The following is an 18,491-nucleotide window of genomic DNA, read 5'->3' on the forward strand; positions in this document are numbered from 1 at the left end:
TGCGGCTGTTTGTCGAGGAGATGCAGCAGATGGGCGGCAGCCTGCACAAGGCGCAAGAGAGCTACGACAAGGCGATGGGACGGCTGGTCAACGGCCGTGGCAACCTGATTTCGCAGGTCGAACGCTTCCGCGAGCTGGGGGTGGAGGTGACCAAGAGCCTGCCCGAGCCGCTGGTTGAGCGGGCGCTGGAACGCGACAAGGAGCAGGAGTAGTTTTCCCCTGTACCGCCATCAGCAAAAGGCCCAAACCCGGTTTGGGCCTTTTGCTATCTGCCTGCTGGCCCAGTGCTTACCCATCATCAGAAATCCGCAAAGCAAACGGCCCACCGAAGTGGGCCGTTGTTATTTGCACTGCCGATGTTAATCAGCGGCTGGCGGCGCGGGCGCTCAGCTCGGCTTTCTCGCTATCGCTCAGGAAGGCCAGGGTCAGGCCATTCTGCTGGGCGGTGCGGATCTCGCTGGCGGTCATACCCGCGGCCGGGGCGGCCACCTCATATTCGTGGGGCAGGTCGATCCCTTCCACCGCCGGATCGTCGGTGTTGAGGCAGGCCAGCACGCCGGCAGCCAGGAACTGGCGGATCGGGTGTTCGGTCAGGCTCGCTACCGTGGTGGTCTGGACGTTGGAGGTGAGGCAGGATTCGATGCCGATGCGGTGCTCGGCCAGATAGGCCATCAGGGCCGGATCCTGAATCGCTTTGACACCGTGGCCGATACGCTCGGCACCCAGCTCGCGAATGGCCTGCCACATGCTCTCGGGGCCAGCCGCCTCACCGGCGTGCACGGTGACGCGCATGCCTGCATCGCGCACCTTGCGGAAGTGGTCGACAAAGAGTTCGCCCGGGAAGCCCAGCTCGTCACCGGCCAGATCGATGGCGACCAGCTTGTCACGGTGGGCCAGACAGGCGGCCAGCTCCTGATTGCACTGCTCGGTGCCGAAGGTGCGGCTCATGATGCCGATCAGGTTGGCCTTGATGCCGAAGTCACGGCTGCCCGCGGCCACGCCGTCGATGATGGCTTCCACCACACCCTGCGGGTGCAGCTTATGGGCCATCGCCATATAGGCCGGGCTGAAGCGCAGCTCGGCATAGTCGATACCGGCGCGCAGCAGATCTTCCACGTTCTCGTAGGCAACCCGGCGGCAGGCGTCGTAGTCGGCCAGCACGGCAACACCCCAGTCCAGTTTCTTCAGGAAGGCGACCAGACTTGGCTCGTTCTCAACGATCTGCACATGGGGGCGCAGCGCCTCCAGTTCGAAGGCGGGCAGCTGGATATTGTGTTGGCGACCCAGCTCGAGGATGGTTTGCGGGCGGATGTTGCCGTCCAGATGGCGGTGCAGGTCGGTCAGGGGGAGAGATCTGTCAATCATGGGGGCGCCCTCATCGAGTCGGGTTTGAAAGCCTGCCATTCTAGGCGGGGCTTTCAAAAAAGATACCCCGTTTATGGTTAAACGGGGTTCTGGCGGACGGTGATTTGTCAGGGCGTGATGGGAATCGTTTTTCCCCGGGACTCAGGAGAGATCGAGTTCCTTCAGCTTGCGGGTGAGGGTGTTGCGACCCCAGCCAAGCAGGCGAGCGGCTTCCTGCTTGTGGCCGTGGGTGTGCTCCAGCGCAGTCTCCAGCATGATCCGCTCGAACTGGGGCATGGCATCGGCCAGGATGTCTGTCTCTCCCAGCGCCAGCTTGCTGGCCACCCACACCTGCAATTGCTGCTGCCAGCAACCAGGCATCGCCGGTTGGCCCGGTTCGGCGTTGTGGGTGATGGGAGTGAGCAGTTCGGCTGGCAAGTCACCTACCAGCACCTCCTGCCCCGAGGCCATCACGGTGAGCCAGCGGCAGACGTTCTCCAGCTGGCGCACGTTGCCCGGCCAGGGTAGGCGGCTGATATAGACCTGGGTATCCGGGTGCAGGCTCTTGGCCTCCACGTTCAGCTCCTTGGCGGCACGCAGCAGGAAGTGGCGGGCCAGCTGGGGGATATCCTCACGCCGCTCCTTGAGGGCGGGGATATGAATGCGGATGACGTTGAGGCGGTGGAACAGATCCTCGCGAAACTCGCCATCGGCGACCCGTTTCTCCAGATTCTGGTGGGTGGCGGCGATGATCCGCACATCCACCTGCACCGGCTGATGGCCACCGACCCGGTAGAACTGGCCATCGGCCAGCACCCGCAGCAGCCGGGTCTGCACATCCAGCGGCATGTCGCCGATCTCGTCGAGAAACAGGGTGCCGCCGTCGGCCTGCTCGAAGCGGCCGTGGCGGATGTTGTTGGCGCCGGTGAAGGCCCCCTTCTCGTGACCGAACAGCTCCGATTCGATGAGATCTTTGGGGATGGCTGCCATATTGAGGGCGATGAAGTTCTTGTGGGCGCGCGGGCTGTGCTTGTGCAGCGCGTGGGCGACCAGCTCCTTGCCGGTACCGCTCTGACCGTTGATCAGTACCGAGATACTGGAGCGTGACAGGCGGCCGATGGCGCGGAACACCTCCTGCATAGCCGGTGCCTCCCCGATGATTTCGGGCGTGGCTGTAGCCTCCTGCTGGCGAGACTTGCGCTTGGTGCGCTGCTCCTTGAGGTGATTCTCGGCGCGGCGCACCAGGGTCACCGCTTCGTCGATGTCGAACGGCTTGGGCAGGTACTCGAAGGCGCCGCGCTGGTAGGCGTTGACCGCGCTGTCGAGATCCGAGTGGGCGGTCATGATGATGATGGGCAGATCGGCCTGACGGCGGTGGATCTGCTCCAGCAGGCTCAAACCATCGATGCCGGGCATCCGGATATCGGAGAGGATCACATCGGGCGAGCGCAGCTCAAGGGCGTGCAGCAGGGCTTCGCCATCGGCAAAGCTCTCGCAGTTGAAGCCTTCGCTGCCGAGAGTGCGCTCCAGCACCCAGCGGATAGAACTGTCGTCATCGACGATCCACACTTTGGCGGTCATGGGGTTCCCTTACTTGCGAAGCGGTAGAAAAATGGTGAATTCGGTGTGGCCCGGCCAGCTGATGCAGTCGATCTTCCCCTTGTGCTGGTCGATGAGGTTCTGGGCGATGGAGAGACCGAGCCCGGTGCCCCCCTCCTTGCCGGTGATCATCGGGTAGAACAGGGTGTCGCGGATGGCGTCCGGGATACCGGGGCCGTTGTCGATGATCTTGATCTCCGCCGCCAACCGGTAGCGCTGGCCGTGGATGGTGATCTGGAACGCGGTGCGGGTCTTGATGCGGATAAGGCCGGTCTGGTTGCCCAGCGCTTCGGCGGCGTTGCGCACTATGTTCAGAAACGCCTGCTGCAGCTGATCCGGCTCCATCTCGAATTCGGGAATGCTGGGATCGTAATCGCGCTCTATGCGCACTGTCGGCGGCAGCTCTAGCTCCACCAGTCGGCGTACCTGCTCCAGCACCGAATGGACATTGTGCATCTGGTGGCGGCCGGGGCGCTGGGGGCCGAGCAGGCGATCGACCAGTACCCGCAGCCGATCGGCCTGTTCGATGATGATGCCGGTATATTCGCGCAGGGCCGGATCCGGCAGCTCTTTTTGCAGCAGCTGCGCTGCGCCGCGCAGGCCGCCGAGGGGATTCTTGATTTCGTGGGCCAGCCCGCGCACCAGCTCCTTGGCCGCCAGCTGCTGGGCATGTTGCTGCTGCTCCTGACTGATCTTCTTCTGCTGGTCGATCTTGCGCAGCTCCACGACCAGTAGCCGCTGTTCGTGGTCGGCCATCGGGGTGGCGCTCAGCTCCACCAGTCGCGGTTCTCCCTCTACCACCAGAGTCACTTCGCTATCGGTAAAGCCTTGCCCTGACACGAGGCACTGCTTGAGCCGCTGCAAATCGAGGGAGATATGTTCCAGCAGATGGGGCAGTTCGATGCCGATCAGCCTGCGTTCACTGAGGGAGAGCAGCTGTTCAGCCGCCGGGTTGACGAACTGGATGCAGAGCCGCTCATCCATCAGGATCACGGCGGTCAGCAAATTATCCAAGAGTGTTTTGGCGTTGTCCGAGCGGGTTGGCACAGGTTTCTCCCTAAAACGGTGCTACACACCTGTTATGCACCGATATGGTGCATAGAGTTTACCCGCATCGGTGCGCTATATCACCCCTAGTCGGCTTTGGGGGTGGGTTTGGGAGCCGGCGTCACGCTCGCTCTATGCAGGTAAAAGGTGACTGCACTGGATTTAGCAAGGATCGTACCGTCTTTGGCGAGCAGCTCGAGCTGAGCCTCGTGGGCGCCGCGATCGACGTTTTCGACCCGGACAGAGAGGCTGTTGCTGACGATGGGGGCGGCTTTGCCATCCAGGGTCAGGCGCACATCATACTGGGTGGGTGGTTTGGGGCTGATAGAGCCCTGAAAGACGATGTTGCCTGTGTTGTCGCGCAGGGTGCTGCCCTGTTCCGGGGAGAGCAGTTCGATGGTCAGCTTGGCCGCCTCTTTCTCTTTCTTGGCATCGGCGCCGGTCAGGCTGTTGAAGTTATCCACCTGCACCGATCTGGGCGCGCTGCTGCCCAGCAGCGGGGCGACCCGCAGATCGACCTCTTTGGCGTTTTTGCCGGGTGGTGGCGCATCCGAGTAGTGGGTGATGCCATTGCCATCGACCCAGGAGTAGACCTTGGCCGCGTCCGCAGCGAACGAGGTCAGCAACAGGAGGCTGAGCACCCCTATGCCATGTTTGTTGTTCATCCATCTCTCCTTGACGGTATATTGCTTAATCCTATCAGAGAAAAAACCCGCCAGATGGCGGGTTTTGTCACGATTAAGCAAGCTGACCAGATTTAAACGGACAGTCTGCTGAGACTTAGACGGAGTAGTACAGTTCGAACTCCAGCGGGTGCGGGGTCATGCGCACACGGTCAACATCCTGCTGTTTCAGTTCCAGATAGGAGTTGATGAAGTCATCGCTGAACACGCCGCCGCGGGTCAGGAACTCGCGGTCAGCATCCAGAGCTGCCAGGGCTTCGTCCAGAGAGCCGGCCACGGTCGGCACTTCTGCGGCTTCTTCCGGCGGCAGGTCATACAAGTTCTTGTCCATGGCATCGCCCGGATGGATCTTGTTGATGATACCGTCCAGACCGGCCATCAGCTGGGCTGCGAAGGCCAGGTACGGGTTGGCAGCCGGATCCGGGAAGCGCACTTCGATACGACGGGCTTTCGGGCTCGGTACCACCGGGATACGGATGGAGGCAGAGCGGTTGCGGGCAGAGTAGGCCAGCATGACCGGTGCTTCATAACCCGGAACCAGACGCTTGTAGGAGTTGGTGGTCGGGTTGGCGAAGGCGTTGATGGCCTTGGCGTGCTTGATGATACCGCCGATGTAGTGCAGAGCCATCTCGGACAGACCGCCATACAGGTCACCAGCGAACAGGTTGACGCCGTTCTTGGCCAGAGACTGGTGGCAGTGCATGCCGGAGCCGTTGTCACCGAACATGGGTTTCGGCATGAAGGTAACGGTCTTGTTGTAGGCGTGGGCCACGTTGTGGATCACGTACTTCAGTACCTGCACTTCATCAGCTTTCAGCGTAAGAGTGTTGAAGCGGGTAGCGATCTCGTTCTGACCGGCAGTGGCCACTTCGTGGTGGTGAGCTTCAACGACCTGGCCCATCTCTTCCAGCACCAGACACATGGCGGCGCGGATATCCTGGGAAGAGTCGACCGGTGCAACCGGGAAGTAACCGCCTTTCACGAACGGACGGTGCCCCTTGTTGCCATGCTCATAGGCAGTGCCGGAGTTCCATGCGGCTTCTTCAGATTCGATTTTCACGAAGCTGTGGCCCATGGTGTTGGAGAAGGTGATGTTGTCGAACATGAAGAATTCCGGCTCCGGCCCGAACAGCACGGTGTCAGCGATGCCGCTGGACTTCAGGAAATCTTCTGCACGCTTGGCGATGGAGCGCGGATCGCGGTCGTAGCCCTGCATGGTGGCAGGCTCCAGCACGTCACAAACGATGTTCAGGGTGGTCTCTTCGGTGAACGGGTCCAGCTTGGCGGAGGCTGCGTCCGGCATCAGTACCATGTCGGATTCGTTGATGCCCTTCCAGCCGCCGATGGAGGAACCATCGAACATCTTGCCGTCTTCGAAGAAATCTTCATCAACCTGGTGAGCAGGGATGGATACATGCTGCTCTTTACCCTTGGTGTCGGTAAAGCGCAGATCAACAAACTTGACTTCGTGTTCCTGGATCAGGGCCAAAACGTTCTGGGCTGACATGCTAAGTAACCTCCGGTGTTAAAACTCTCTGGGTGAATGCGTCGTCGTATTCACATAAGCCAGTATCGTGCCAAGTTTGTGACAGCTTGATTTCAGGGCAATCTCGCTGAAGAGGTTCCCCAAAATCAGGCGATCTCGACTCGCGTTGCATCAATTTAGTGCAATGATGGATCGTTTTGGTGCGCTGTAATGGTGCGCGAAATACGGTCACCGCCCATCTAAGCAGGGTTTGTCCGAGAGGTCTATGATCCAGATCCGTTGTTGTGCGCGAATGTACTGCAATTCTGCTAGGCAGATCACAAAGGCAAGAGTACAATTAGCGCCCAATTTTACCCGGTGATTGAGGCGAGAATGTTAGAGAATTTACGCAATATTGCGATTATTGCGCACGTTGACCACGGCAAAACGACTCTGGTTGATAAGCTGCTGCAGCAGTCCGGCACCCTGGACCGCTCCACGGAAGGCCAGGAACGGATCATGGACTCCAATGATCTGGAACGGGAACGTGGCATTACCATTCTCGCCAAGAACACTGCGATCCGCTGGAATGACTACCGCATCAACATCGTTGATACCCCGGGTCACGCCGACTTCGGTGGTGAAGTAGAGCGCGTACTGTCCATGGTTGACTCCGTGCTGCTGCTGGTTGACGCCGTAGACGGCCCGATGCCGCAAACCCGTTTCGTGACCCAGAAAGCGTTTGCTCAGGGTCTGAAGCCGATCGTGGTCATCAACAAGGTTGACCGTCCGGGTGCTCGTCCTGACTGGGTAATGGATCAGGTATTTGACCTGTTCGACAACCTGGGCGCGACTGACGAACAGCTGGATTTCAAAGTTGTTTACGCCTCTGCACTGAACGGTTGGGCCACCATGGATCAGGACGTCGAGTCCGAGAACATGGAGCCGCTGTTCCAGGCTATCATTGACAACGTGGAAGCGCCGAAGGCTGATGCCGAAGGTGGTTTCCAGATGCAGATCTCCCAGCTGGACTACAACTCTTACGTGGGCGTTATCGGCATCGGCCGTATCACCCGTGGTCGCGTCAAGACCAACCAGCAAGTCACCATCGTTGGTGCTGACGGCAAGACCCGTAACGGGAAAGTCGGTCAGGTGCTGGGTTACCTGGGTCTGTCCCGTACCGAAGTTGCCGACGCGCAAGCGGGTGACATCATCGCTATCACCGGTCTGGGCGAGCTGAAAATCTCCGACACCATCTGTGACTACGGTGCTGTTGAAGCCCTGCCGCCGCTCTCCGTTGACGAGCCGACCGTGAACATGACCTTCCAGGTCAACACCTCACCGTTCGCCGGTAAAGAGGGCAAGTTCGTGACCTCCCGTAACATTCTGGAGCGTCTGAACCAGGAGCTGGTCCATAACGTGGCCCTGCGCGTGGAAGAGACCGATGATCCGGACAAGTTCCGTGTATCCGGTCGTGGTGAACTGCACCTCTCCATCCTGATCGAAAACATGCGCCGCGAAGGTTACGAACTGGCTGTGTCCCGTCCGGAAGTAATCCTGCGTACCGTTGATGGCGTTCTGCAAGAACCGTTCGAAACTGTAACTGTGGACGTTGAAGAAGCGCACCAGGGTTCCGTGATGGAGCAACTGGGTCTGCGTAAAGGCGAAATGACCAACATGACCCCGGATGGCAAGGGTCGTGTCCGTCTGGACTTCATGATCCCGAGCCGTGGCCTGATCGGCTTCCAGACCGAGTTCATGACCATGACCTCCGGTACCGGTCTGCTGTACCACACCTTCGACCACTACGGTCCGCACAAGGGTGGCAGCATCGGCGAGCGTCAGAATGGCGTGCTGATCTCCAACGCTACCGGTAAGGCCCTGACTTACGCCCTGTTCGGTCTGCAAGACCGTGGTCGTCTGTTCATCGGTCACGCGACCGAGGTGTACGAAGGCCAGGTGATCGGTATTCACTCCCGTTCCAATGACCTGACTGTTAACTGCCTGAAAGGCAAACAGCTGACCAACATGCGAGCCTCCGGTACCGACGAAGCTCAAGTGCTGACTCCGCCGATCCGCATGACTCTGGAACAGGCTCTCGAGTTCATCGATAACGACGAACTGGTAGAAGTCACTCCGAAGAACATCCGTATCCGCAAGAAATTGCTGACCGAGCTGGATCGCAAGCGCTCTGGCCGTGGTTAATGCCATGTGCTGAGCCTCGGCAGCCTTCGTGGCCGCTGACGGTTCACTGATAAACGGACCCAAACCTCTGGTTTGGGTCCGTTTTTTTATGCCTGTGATCTGCTCTGGCCATCCGGTAATGGGGCTGATGAGCGTTGAGCGAAGGTCGTGGGGATGGGTGAGATAAAAAAGCCGCAGCGGGTGAACGCTGCGGCTTTTGCTGACTTGCAGTGAGGGATTACTGGCGCCAGAAGGAGGGGAAGAAGAGCACGGCGACCGTCAGGATCTCCAGTCGTCCCAGCAGCATGCCAAATGACAGCAGCCATTTGGCCGATTCCGGCAGGCTGGCAAAGTTGGTGCTGGGGCCGACCACAGGGCCCATACCCGGGCCAACGTTGGCGACAGCGGTGATGGAGCTGGAGATGGAGGTAAGGGGATCGAGCCCGATAGCAGCCAGCAGCGCAGCGATTACCAGAATGATGGCGAAGTAGACCAGCACGAAGGAGATCATCGAGCGGATGATGGCATCGTTGACCGTCCGGCCGTTGTACTTCTGGGGGAATACGGCGGAGGGGTGCATCAGCTGGCGCATCTGCTTTCTGAAGAGGGCAAACGCCACCTGCACCCGGAAGATCTTCAGACCACCCGCAGTGGAGCCGGAACAGGCGCCAAGTGCCAGCAACACGATGAAGGTGATGCTGGCCAGCGGCCCCCAGGTGCCGAAGTCACCGAGGCCAAAGCCCGTGGTGGTGAGTACCGAAACGATGTTGAAACAGCTGATGCGCAGGGCATCCATAAAGCTGAATAGATCCCGCTGCCACAGGTAGAAGGTCATGATGGCGGTGACCCACACTACCAGCCAGAAGAAGCCACGTACCTGGGCATCCTTGAACAGGCTGTAGTCCCGATGATTGAGGCTCTGCACGTAGAGCAGGAAGGGCAGGCCGCCGAGGAACATGAACAGGGTGCCAATCCAGTGTGCCGAGTTGGAGAAGTGGGACATGGATTGATCGGAGGTGGAGTAGCCGCCGGTACTGAGAGTGGTCATGGCGTGGTTGATCGCCTCGAACATGTTCATGCCGCTGGCCCAGTAGGCCATGAAGCAGAGCATGGAGAGCACCAGATAGACCACGACGATGTTGTTGGCGACCGTCTTGGCACGCGGGGCGCTTTTGTCCGACCAGTCCGAGCTCTCGGTCTGGAACAGCTTCATGCCGCCGACGTTGAGGTAGGGTAGCACGGCTACCGCCATCACGATAAAGCCGACCCCGCCCAGCCACTGCAGGATGGAGCGCCACAACAGGATGCTGTGGGCCATGTTGTCGAGGCCGGAGAGCACGGTGGAGCCCGTGGTGGTTACTCCCGACATGGTCTCAAAGTAGGCATCGGTAAAGTTGATGTGGGTGATGAAGACAAAGGGCAGCGCCCCGAAGATACAGGCCACCACCCAGACCGAGGTGGTGAGCAGGAACATCTCCCGCACCCCCAGATGAAACTCCGCTTTGCGGCCGTAATGGAGGCAGAGCAGGGCGGCGCCGTGGGTGATCAGCACGGACTTGAGAAACTCGACAAATCCCTCTGACCCGGTGAGCAGTGCCAGCAGGGTGGGCAGCCACATGAAGAGTGCCAGCTTGGAGAGCACCAGCCCCAGGGTGAAGATAATGGGACGCAGCTTGATCATGTTCGATAACCTGGTCGTTGATTAACAAAAGACCCGGACCATCCCCTTGGGGGAGCTGAGCCGGGTCTGGTTTGACAGCCTGTGCGCATGAAGCCGTTACAGGAAGAAGGGGCTTGGCTGGAACAGCCGCTCCACTTCCGGGATATACTTCTTGTCCACCAGAAACATGACTACGTGGTCATCCTGCTGGATCTTGGTGCGATCGTGGGCGATCAGCACTTCATCCCCGCGTACTACGGCACCGATAGTGGTGCCCGGCGGCAGCTTGAGCTCGCCCACCGTCTTGCCGACCACCTTGGAGGTGTTCTCGTCACCGTGGGCAATCGCCTCGATCGCTTCGGCGGCACCGCGGCGCAGGCTGTAGACGTTGGCGATATCGGCCCGACGCACGTGGGTCAACAGGGCCGATATGGTGGCCTGCTGCGGCGAGATGGCGATATCGATGGAACCACCCTGCACCAGATCGACGTAGGCGCCGCGCTGGATCAGCACCATGGTCTTCTTGGCGCCCATCTTCTTGGCGAGCAGGGCCGACATGATGTTGGCCTCATCCTCGTTGGTGACAGCGATGAAGACGTCGATCTGGTCGATGTGCTCCTCGGCCAGCAACTCCTGATCCGCCGCATCACCGCAGAAGACGATGGTGTTTTCCAGCAGTTCGGAGAGCTGCTCCGCCCGCTTCTGGTTGCGCTCGATAAGCTTGACGCTGTAGCGCTTCTCCAGCTGACGGGCGAGGCCGGCGCCGATGTTGCCGCCACCGACGATCATGATGCGGCGGTAGGGGCTCTCGAGGCGCTGCAGCTCCGACATCACGGCGCGGATATGGCCTGCGGCGGCGACGAAGAAGACCTCGTCATCCGCTTCGATGATGGTGGTACCTTGCGGACGGATCGGGCGGCCCTGACGGAAGATGGCCGCTACCCGAGTTTCGATGTTGGGCATGTGCTCGCGCAGGGTGGAGAGGGCATTGCCGACCAGCGGACCGCCGTAGTAGGCCTTGACCGCCACCAGACCGACGCGGCCACCTGCGAAATCAACTACTTGCAAGGCGCCAGGGTACTCGATCAGGCGACGTACATAGTCGGTCACCAACTGCTCCGGCGCGATCAGGTGATCCACCGGCACCGATTCCGGCAGGAACAGGCGATCCCGCTCGGTCAGATAGGCGGGCGAACGGATCCGCGCCACCTTGTTCGGAGTGTTGAACAGGGAGTAGGCGACCTGACAGGCGATCATGTTGGTCTCGTCACTGTTGGTGACGGCGACCAGCATGTCGGCATCCTGAGCCCCCGCTTCGCGCAACACCTTGGGGTGGGCGCCGTGCCCGTTGACTACCCGCAGGTCAAACTTGTCCTGCAGTTCGCGCAGGCGATCGCTGTCGGTGTCGACGATGGTGATGTCGTTGTTCTCCCCGGCCAGGTTCTCGGCCAGGGTGCCGCCGACCTGGCCGGCTCCCAAAATGATGATCTTCATAGGGAACGTCTACTCACGTTGATGCTGTAAAGGGGAGCGCCAGAATGGATCTGGCAGCTCTCCCGAATGAGGTTTGTCATGCCAGGCTCAGAGCTTGACCAGTTTGGCGTAGTAGAAGCCATCCATCTCGGCTTCACCCGGCAGGAACTGGCGACCCGGGCAGTCCGGGGTGTCCTGTTCGTGCAACGGTACCAATTTGGCATCTTTGGTCGCGGCAAGGAAGGCGCGGATCTGTTCGCGGTTCTCTTCCGGCAGGACGGAGCAGGTGGCGTAGAGCAGGGTGCCGCCGCTTTTCAGCTTGCCCCAGAGGGCATTGAGAATGCGGCGCTGCAGCTCGGCCAGCTCGCGAATGTCCTGATCACGGCGCAGCCACTTGATGTCGGGGTGGCGGCGGATCACGCCGGTGGCGGAGCAGGGGGCATCCAGCAGGATGCGGTCGAACTGGCCCTCCGGCCACCACTGTTCCGGTGCCGCGGCATCGCCATGGATCACCTTGGCGGTGAGGCCGATGCGGTCCAGGTTCTCCTGCACTCGCTTGAGGCGGTTTTCGTCGGCATCGACGGCAACCACACCAGCCAGCTTGGGCTGACGCTCCAGCAGGTGGGCAGTCTTGCCGCCGGGGGCCGCGCAGGCATCCAGTACCCACTCACCCGGTTGTGGGTCGAGCAGTGCCGCAGCCTGTTGTGCTGCACCATCCTGTACCGAGCAGTCACCGACCTCGAAGCCGGGCAGCTTGGTCACATCGCAAGGACGCTCCAGCAGGATGCAATCCTCGCCCTCATCACCGGCCACGGCATTGATGCCGGCTTCGGCCATGCGAGCCAGCATTGCATCGCGGCTCTGGCGCTGGCTGTTGTTGCGGATCCACATGGGAGGGCGCTGGTTGTTCGCCTCCATGATGAATTCCCACTCATCGTGATAGGCCTGACGCAGGCGCTTGGTGAGCCACTCCGGATGACCGAGGCGAATGCTGGGAACACGGTCGATACGCAGCAGAATGACTTCGGCGCTGCGCTGGAAGTTGCGCAGCACGCCGTTGATGAGGCCACGCAGGGAGGTGCCCTTGAGTAGTTTGACGGCGTTGACGGTCTCGGCCACCGCGGCGTGAGCCGGAATGCGGGTGTAGATGAGCTGATAGAGACCGACCAGGATGAGGTAGTGGAAAATGCGGCTCTTGTTTTTGAGCGGCTTGTCCATCATCTCGTTGACTGCCGCATCGAGGCGGGGTAGCCAGCGCAGGGTGCCATAGCAGAGTTCTTGCAGGAGAGCGCGATCGCGAGGTGCAACCTTCTCCTGGGCAGCAGGCAGAACAGCGGAGAGGGATTGACCCTGATCCAGCACCTGTTGAATAACGAGAGCGGCCTGTGCACGTGTTTTCATAGAGTTACCTTAGATGCGCAAGTCGGGGCCCGGGCCCCGCTTGTGTCAATTCAATCCAGTTCAATTCAATTGCGTGCCGGGTTCAAACCAGTCGCGGCGAGAGTTGAGCAGATCCGAGACGGACATCGCCTTCTTGCCGGGCGGTTGCAGGGTCAGCAGGCGCAGTACCCCTTTGCCGGTAGCGATATCGATTCCCTGCTTGTCGGCCTGGAGCAGGGTGCCGGCGGGTTGGCCGTGGTCGCTGTCAATGACGGCGGCTTGCCATACCTTGACGGTCTGGTCAGCCACTTCAAACCAGCTGATGGGCCAGGGGTTGAACGAGCGGATGCAGCGTTCGATGGCAACAGCCTCCATCGACCAGTCGATGCGGGCCTCTTCCTTGGAGAGCTTTTCGGCATAGTTTGCCTGCGCATCATCTTGTGCCTCGGCAGCGGTTTCACCGGCGGCCATGGCATCGATGGTGTCGACCAGCGCCTGTGGACCCAGCTCGGCCAGCTTGTCATAGAGGCTGGCGGAGGTCTCGTCGGCGGTGATGGGGCAGCTTACCTTGCGGATCATGGCGCCGGTATCCAATCCCACATCCATCTGCATGATGGTGACGCCGGTTTCGGCATCGCCCGCCCAGATGGAGCGCTGGATCGGTGCGGCACCGCGCCAGCGGGGCAGCAGGGAGCCATGGACGTTGATGCAGCCCAGCCGCGGGGTATCGAGTACCACCTTGGGCAGGATCAGACCATAGGCCACCACCACCATCAGGTCGGCGCCCAGTGCAGCAAGCTCGGCTTGCGCCTCTTCCTTGCGCAGAGAGGCAGGTTGGTAAACCGGCAGGTTGTGGGCCAGTGCCAGCTCTTTGACCGGGCTGGCGGTGAGCTTCTGGCCACGGCCAGCGGGCTTGTCAGGCTGGGTATAAACGGCAACGACCTTGTGGTCGGAAGACAACAACGCCGCCAGGTGACGGGCGGCGAAGTCGGGAGTACCGGCAAAAATCAGTTTCAGCTTATTCAACGGGGCAGATCCTCAGAGGACTTTGCGATCTTCACGGGCCATCTTTTCCAGCTTCTGGCGAATGCGCTGGCGCTTGAGCGGGGACAAGTAATCCACAAACAGCTTGCCGATCAGATGATCCATCTCATGCTGGATGCAGATGGCGAGCAGATCGTCGGCTTCCAGCTCGAACGGCTTGCCGTTGCGATCCAGGGCGCGGATTTTGATCTGTTCAGCGCGAGGCACCAGAGCACGGCTGCCGGGCACGGAGAGGCAACCCTCTTCAATGCCGGTGCTGCCGCACTGCTCGATGACCTCCGGATTGATCAATACCAGAGGATCTTCACGGTTTTCAGAGACATCGATCACTATGATGCGCTGGTGAATGTCGACCTGAGTTGCGGCCAGGCCAATGCCTTCTTCCGCGTACATGGTTTCGAACATATCATCTACAATCTGTTGTAACTCGGGTGTAAAGGTCTCGACAGGGGCTGCAACGGTGCGCAGGCGCTCATCGGGAAAACGCAATACATCTAGAATGGCCATAGTTTTTTCTTTAGTTTCGTATAAATGCAGTCAATATTGGCGTAATTCTAGTCATTTACGCCGACAAAAAACAGCAACACTTTGCGTGCAGAAGTAACAGGGAGTGTTATGTATCTGAAGCAAACTATCCTCTCCTGCCTGCTGGTGACCGTGAGTCAGGCAGCACTGGCCGATCAGCTGAGGCTGAAAGCGGGTTACCCCGAAAGTTATGTCGTGCAAAAAGGCGACACCCTGTGGGATATCTCCGGCAAGTATCTTTCCGAACCCTGGCTCTGGCCCCGTCTCTGGAACATCAATCCGCAGATTGCCAATCCTCACTGGATCTACCCCGGTGATGTACTGCATCTGAGCTGGGTCAATGGTGAACCCCGACTCGGCAAGGCGATGCAGGGGGGCAAGCAGGTCATCCGTCTCGGCCCGAAAACCCGTTACGAGAACAAGGCCAACCCCATTCCGACCCTGCCCATCAGCGAGATCGGTCCCTTCTTGCAAACCGACCATATTCTGGCAGACAGTCAGCAGCAGAAAACCCTGCCTTATCTGCTGGGCTCGGACCAGAAACATATCGGCATGCTGGAGGGGGACACCCTCTATGTTCAGGGCTCCCTGACGCCTGGCCAGATGTATGGCATCTATCACCCAGGGGTGGTCTACAAGGATCGTGAAACCGGTGAACAACTGGGTCAGGAGGCCATCTTTGCTGGCGTGGTGCGTGCGGAAGCGCTGCTGGATGGTGATCGGACTGAAGTGATCCTCACTCACAATCAGCGTGAAGTGTTGCAGGGTGACAAGGTTATGGCGTTGCCTCCTCAGGAGAGCTTTCCAGCAGTTTTCATCCCCAAGGCTGCCTCAGCGATTGCTCCAGGCTACATCATCGACTTGCCGAGCAAAGCCAGGGGAGGGGGCAAGTTTGATGTGGTGTTGATCAATAGGGGAGCTCGAGATCAACTGGTTGCCGGGGATGTGCTGGATGTCCGGCGGCCCGGCGCAGCCTTGGTTACCAAGAATGGGACCGTGCAGTACAAAGAGCTCTCGTCGGTCTATAACAAAGTGTTTTACAGTAGCAACAAGAAGGCACCACTGCCTTCCGAAGCGATTGCCCGCGTCATGTTGTTCAAGGTGTATGACAAGGTGAGTTACGGTCTCATCATGCAGAGTAACGACATGGTGAGTGCGGGTTATCAGGTCACTCATTTCTGACGTGAACTACCCTGATGCGCGTCTGGCGCTTTGGCTAACCCTGGATGCGGTCACCGGTATTGGTCCGGTGACCGCTGCACGTCTGTTGGAACGGGCCGGGGGAAGTATTGAGGCCCTGTTTCAGAGCGATGAAGCGCAACTGCATGGTATGGGGCTGTCGTCAGAGCAGATCAAACAACTGCGCTGGCCCTCGCCGGTGGTTGAGCAGAGCCTGGCTTGGGCCGCTTTGCCTGACAATATACTTATTCCGCAAGATCACCCGATCTATCCACCCTTGTTGCGGGAAATTCCCTCAGCTCCCCTGTTGCTCTACTGTCGTGGCGATCTTGCTGTGCTGTCGTTACCACAACTGGCAATGGTGGGGACACGCCATCCTACCTATGCAGGCAAAGATAATGCCTCCCGCCTTTGTAGCGAGCTGGTTGGATGCGGGTTAGCCATCACCTCGGGCCTTGCGCTCGGTATCGATGGTGTTTGCCATCAGCAGGCGCTGGCTTGTGGCGGTATCACTCTTGCCGTGTTGGGTTCCGGGTTGGATTGCCTCTACCCCAAACGCCATCAGGGGCTGGCTGGCCAGATTCTGGAGAAAGGTGGCTTACTTATCTCCGAGCTGGCGCCGGATAAAGGACCGCTGGCTGAACATTTTCCTCGTCGCAACCGTATTATCAGTGGTCTGTCGCTGGGAACTCTGGTGGTGGAGGCGACCGAGCAGAGCGGTTCGCTGATCACCGCTCGCTATGCGCTTGAGCAGGGGCGCGAAGTGTTTGCGGTACCCGGTGCCCCGCAAAACGCCCAGGCGATAGGGTGCAACAGATTAATTCAGCAGGGGGCCAAACTTGTGCTGAGTGCGGCCGATATAGTGGAAGAGCTGCCAGAGTGGGTCGAACGACCACATCCGTCGGTCATACCATCTGAGCAACCGCATAATAGCGAATTGCCTTATGCCGATTTGTTGGATAACGTAGATTATGAGACCACGAGCGTGGATACCGTTGCCGAGCGGGCCCAGCTTCCTGTCGAAGTGGTATTGGGCAGGTTGGTAGAGTTGGAGCTGGCCGGTGCAGTGATGGCGGTAGCCGGTGGATACGTCAGAGCGAGGAGGGCGAATCATGTTTGATGTATTGATGTACCTTTTCGAGACCTACATCCACAGCGATGCAGATGTGATGGTCGAGCAGGATGAGCTCACCGACGAGTTGAGCCGGGCCGGTTTTGATAAAGCCGAAATCGACAAGGCGCTCGACTGGCTGGAGCGGCTGGCCAATCTGCACGATAGCGAGCGGGAGGTCTATGTCACCGCCAGCGCGCAAGGCTCGATGCGTATCTATGCTCCGCAAGAGCTGGCACGCCTCAGCACCGAGTGCCGCGGCTTCCTGCTCTTTCTGGAACAGGCCCAGGTGCTGAATGCCGAAACCCGCGAGATCTGTATCGAGCGCCTGCTCGAGCTGGACAAGCCGGATATCGAGCTGGATGATCTGAAGTGGGTCGTCATGATGGTGCTGTTCAATGTACCGGGCAGTGAAAATGCCTACCAGCAGATGGAAGAGCTGGTGTTTGATGAGTCAGACGGCGTCATTCACTGACAGTCCGGTGCCGCGCTGGTAGAATTCAGGCCATCTGGATTTCAAGGCGCGGCCCATGTCAAAAATCGATCATCACCTCTTTTCAGCCCACGAACATGCCTTCGAGCGCGAGCCGTGCCCGCAGTGCGGGGCCGAGCTGGTGATCCGCCAGGGCAAACATGGCCCCTTTCTCGGCTGCTCTGCCTATCCAGCCTGTGATTACATTCGTTCCCTGACGCCATCTGGTCGTGACATCGAAAAGGTGCTCGAAGGCTCTGCCTGTCCCGATTGCGGAGAGCTGCTGGCGATCAAGAAGGGGCGTTACGGTCTATTTGTCGGTTGTACCCAGTATCCGGCCTGTCAGCACATCGAATCCCTGCAGGAGAGCGACGATACCCAGATCCTCTGCCCCGAGTGTGGCAAGGGTCATCTGGTGAGCCGTACCTCCCGCTACGGTAAGCAGTTTTACTCCTGCGATGGCTATCCCCATTGTAAATATGTGGTGAACGACAAGCCGATCCCCATGCCCTGCCCTGAGTGTGGTTGGGGCATCATGGTAGAGAAAAAAGTGAGGGGAACTCTGCGTTGGGTCTGTCCGCAAAAGAAATGCGGCCACCAAAGTGAGCAGGTATAATCCCGCCGCCGCAACCGGATTAAAACGTTTTCGGTGAACTTCAACCCCCACTTGGAGTAAGGAAATTCCCACCATGAATAAACCCTTTGTTGCCGTATTGATGGGCTCTGATTCTGATTTCCCCGTGATGCAGACCACCCTCGAGGTGCTCAAGACATTTGATATCGCAGTGGAAGTCAAAGTTACCTCCGCGCACCGCACGCCGGCTGCGACTCACCAGTATGTGACCGATGCCGAGGCCCGTGGCTGCAAGGTCTTTATCTGTGCTGCCGGTCTGGCTGCGCATCTGGCGGGTGCCGTTGCCGGCATCACGACTCGTCCCGTGATCGGGGTGCCCATCGACGGTGGCCCGCTCAAGGGGCTGGATGCGCTGCTCTCCACCGTGCAGATGCCCGGTGGTGTGCCGGTAGCGACCGTGGCGATCGGCAAAGCCGGTGCCAAGAACGCAGGTTATCTGGCAGCCCAGATGCTGGCAGTAGCCGATGATGAACTGGCGGCCAAGGTTCGGGCCGAACGCCAGAAGAATGCCGAAGAGGTGATGGCCAAGGATGCCGCCCTGCAGGCTCAACTCAAGTAAGTGAACGGGTGGCGATCCGGATGTGTCGTATTTTCCTGTGCAACAGCAAAACGTCACTTTGCCATGGTCGCCGCCATACGGATTCAACTTGCTACTAAGTGACGAGGCGGCAGCCAGGCTGCCGCATTTTTC

17 protein-coding genes are annotated in these 18,491 nt (G+C 59.5%); 7 read left to right on the top strand and 10 right to left on the bottom strand.

Annotated elements, in window-relative coordinates:
• The coding region (gene rmuC, locus ACRAUW_RS01775; protein WP_431360930.1) for a DNA recombination protein RmuC at positions 1-212 on the top strand (212 nt) is incomplete at its 5' end.
• A gap of 151 nt (positions 213-363) precedes the next feature.
• Here rmuC and add read toward each other — a convergent pair.
• From add to glnA, 5 genes are all read right to left on the bottom strand, one after another.
• The gene (gene add, locus ACRAUW_RS01780) at positions 364-1,365 is read right to left on the bottom strand and encodes an adenosine deaminase (RefSeq protein WP_042031978.1); all 1,002 of its coding nucleotides are present in this window, start codon (positions 1,363-1,365) and stop codon (positions 364-366) included.
• Between the two features lie 141 nt (positions 1,366-1,506).
• Positions 1,507-2,925, bottom strand: a complete 1,419-nt coding sequence (glnG, locus tag ACRAUW_RS01785; RefSeq protein WP_431360931.1) for a nitrogen regulation protein NR(I) — start codon at positions 2,923-2,925, stop codon at positions 1,507-1,509.
• Between the two features lie 9 nt (positions 2,926-2,934).
• On the bottom strand, positions 2,935-3,990 hold the full coding sequence (glnL, locus tag ACRAUW_RS01790) for a nitrogen regulation protein NR(II) (RefSeq protein WP_431360932.1): 1,056 nt from the start codon (positions 3,988-3,990) through the stop codon (positions 2,935-2,937).
• An 86-nt stretch (positions 3,991-4,076) separates the two neighbouring features.
• Positions 4,077-4,655, bottom strand: a complete 579-nt coding sequence (locus tag ACRAUW_RS01795) for a DUF4124 domain-containing protein (protein WP_431360933.1) — start codon at positions 4,653-4,655, stop codon at positions 4,077-4,079.
• A gap of 115 nt (positions 4,656-4,770) precedes the next feature.
• The gene (glnA, locus tag ACRAUW_RS01800) at positions 4,771-6,180 is read right to left on the bottom strand and encodes a glutamate--ammonia ligase (RefSeq protein WP_005339672.1); all 1,410 of its coding nucleotides are present in this window, start codon (positions 6,178-6,180) and stop codon (positions 4,771-4,773) included.
• Between the two features lie 351 nt (positions 6,181-6,531).
• Between glnA and typA the strand changes: the two genes are divergently transcribed.
• Complete coding sequence (gene typA, locus ACRAUW_RS01805; RefSeq protein WP_431360934.1) at positions 6,532-8,343, top strand: translational GTPase TypA; 1,812 nt, start codon at positions 6,532-6,534, stop codon at positions 8,341-8,343.
• A gap of 217 nt (positions 8,344-8,560) precedes the next feature.
• Here typA and ACRAUW_RS01810 read toward each other — a convergent pair whose 3' ends face one another.
• From ACRAUW_RS01810 to def, 5 genes are all read right to left on the bottom strand, one after another.
• The gene (locus ACRAUW_RS01810) at positions 8,561-10,003 is read right to left on the bottom strand and encodes a TrkH family potassium uptake protein (protein WP_431360935.1); all 1,443 of its coding nucleotides are present in this window, start codon (positions 10,001-10,003) and stop codon (positions 8,561-8,563) included.
• Between the two features lie 96 nt (positions 10,004-10,099).
• Positions 10,100-11,476 carry a Trk system potassium transporter TrkA gene (gene trkA, locus ACRAUW_RS01815; RefSeq protein WP_346197682.1) on the bottom strand — a complete coding sequence of 459 codons (1,377 nt, stop codon included), beginning with the start codon at positions 11,474-11,476 and terminating at the stop codon, positions 10,100-10,102.
• Between the two features lie 87 nt (positions 11,477-11,563).
• Entirely contained in the window at positions 11,564-12,856 is a 1,293-nt protein-coding gene (gene rsmB / locus ACRAUW_RS01820; RefSeq protein ID WP_431360936.1) for a 16S rRNA (cytosine(967)-C(5))-methyltransferase RsmB, read from the bottom strand.
• Between the two features lie 60 nt (positions 12,857-12,916).
• Complete coding sequence (gene fmt / locus ACRAUW_RS01825) at positions 12,917-13,861, bottom strand: methionyl-tRNA formyltransferase (protein ID WP_431360937.1); 945 nt, start codon at positions 13,859-13,861, stop codon at positions 12,917-12,919.
• 12 nt (positions 13,862-13,873) lie between these two features.
• On the bottom strand, positions 13,874-14,386 hold the full coding sequence (def, locus tag ACRAUW_RS01830; protein ID WP_431360938.1) for a peptide deformylase: 513 nt from the start codon (positions 14,384-14,386) through the stop codon (positions 13,874-13,876).
• A gap of 108 nt (positions 14,387-14,494) precedes the next feature.
• On the opposite strand from def, the gene ACRAUW_RS01835 reads away from it, so the two are divergent.
• The 5 genes from ACRAUW_RS01835 to purE all read left to right on the top strand — a co-directional run bounded on the left by ACRAUW_RS01835 (position 14,495) and on the right by purE (position 18,359).
• Positions 14,495-15,586, top strand: a complete 1,092-nt coding sequence (locus ACRAUW_RS01835) for a LysM peptidoglycan-binding domain-containing protein (protein WP_431360939.1) — start codon at positions 14,495-14,497, stop codon at positions 15,584-15,586.
• Between the two features lies 1 nt (position 15,587).
• Positions 15,588-16,703 carry a DNA-processing protein DprA gene (dprA, locus tag ACRAUW_RS01840; protein WP_431360940.1) on the top strand — a complete coding sequence of 372 codons (1,116 nt, stop codon included), beginning with the start codon at positions 15,588-15,590 and terminating at the stop codon, positions 16,701-16,703.
• A complete protein-coding gene (locus tag ACRAUW_RS01845; protein WP_042062407.1) occupies positions 16,696-17,169 on the top strand; it encodes a DUF494 family protein in 474 nt (157 codons plus the stop codon). Before dprA ends, ACRAUW_RS01845 begins: the two co-directional genes overlap by 8 nt.
• Before the next feature lie 55 nt (positions 17,170-17,224).
• The gene (locus ACRAUW_RS01850) at positions 17,225-17,782 is read left to right on the top strand and encodes a topoisomerase DNA-binding C4 zinc finger domain-containing protein (protein WP_431360941.1); all 558 of its coding nucleotides are present in this window, start codon (positions 17,225-17,227) and stop codon (positions 17,780-17,782) included.
• Positions 17,783-17,855: 73 nt separating this feature from the next.
• Complete coding sequence (gene purE / locus ACRAUW_RS01855; protein WP_431360942.1) at positions 17,856-18,359, top strand: 5-(carboxyamino)imidazole ribonucleotide mutase; 504 nt, start codon at positions 17,856-17,858, stop codon at positions 18,357-18,359.
• Positions 18,360-18,491 lie beyond the last annotated feature (132 nt).

This window comes from Aeromonas sp., assembly GCF_050633025.1.
Classification (GTDB): domain Bacteria; phylum Pseudomonadota; class Gammaproteobacteria; order Enterobacterales; family Aeromonadaceae; genus Aeromonas.

Coding starts and splice junctions, on each gene's coding strand:
- add (WP_042031978.1), bottom strand. CDS start 1,365: ATGATTGACAGATCTCTCCCCCTGACCGACCTGCACCGCCATCTGGAC.
- glnG (WP_431360931.1), bottom strand. CDS start 2,925: ATGACCGCCAAAGTGTGGATCGTCGATGACGACAGTTCTATCCGCTGG.
- ACRAUW_RS01795 (WP_431360933.1), bottom strand. CDS start 4,655: ATGAACAACAAACATGGCATAGGGGTGCTCAGCCTCCTGTTGCTGACC.
- glnA (WP_005339672.1), bottom strand. CDS start 6,180: ATGTCAGCCCAGAACGTTTTGGCCCTGATCCAGGAACACGAAGTCAAG.
- typA (WP_431360934.1), top strand. CDS start 6,532: ATGTTAGAGAATTTACGCAATATTGCGATTATTGCGCACGTTGACCAC.
- ACRAUW_RS01810 (WP_431360935.1), bottom strand. CDS start 10,003: ATGATCAAGCTGCGTCCCATTATCTTCACCCTGGGGCTGGTGCTCTCC.
- trkA (WP_346197682.1), bottom strand. CDS start 11,476: ATGAAGATCATCATTTTGGGAGCCGGCCAGGTCGGCGGCACCCTGGCC.
- rsmB (WP_431360936.1), bottom strand. CDS start 12,856: ATGAAAACACGTGCACAGGCCGCTCTCGTTATTCAACAGGTGCTGGAT.
- def (WP_431360938.1), bottom strand. CDS start 14,386: ATGGCCATTCTAGATGTATTGCGTTTTCCCGATGAGCGCCTGCGCACC.
- ACRAUW_RS01835 (WP_431360939.1), top strand. CDS start 14,495: ATGTATCTGAAGCAAACTATCCTCTCCTGCCTGCTGGTGACCGTGAGT.
- ACRAUW_RS01845 (WP_042062407.1), top strand. CDS start 16,696: ATGTTTGATGTATTGATGTACCTTTTCGAGACCTACATCCACAGCGAT.
- ACRAUW_RS01850 (WP_431360941.1), top strand. CDS start 17,225: ATGTCAAAAATCGATCATCACCTCTTTTCAGCCCACGAACATGCCTTC.
- purE (WP_431360942.1), top strand. CDS start 17,856: ATGAATAAACCCTTTGTTGCCGTATTGATGGGCTCTGATTCTGATTTC.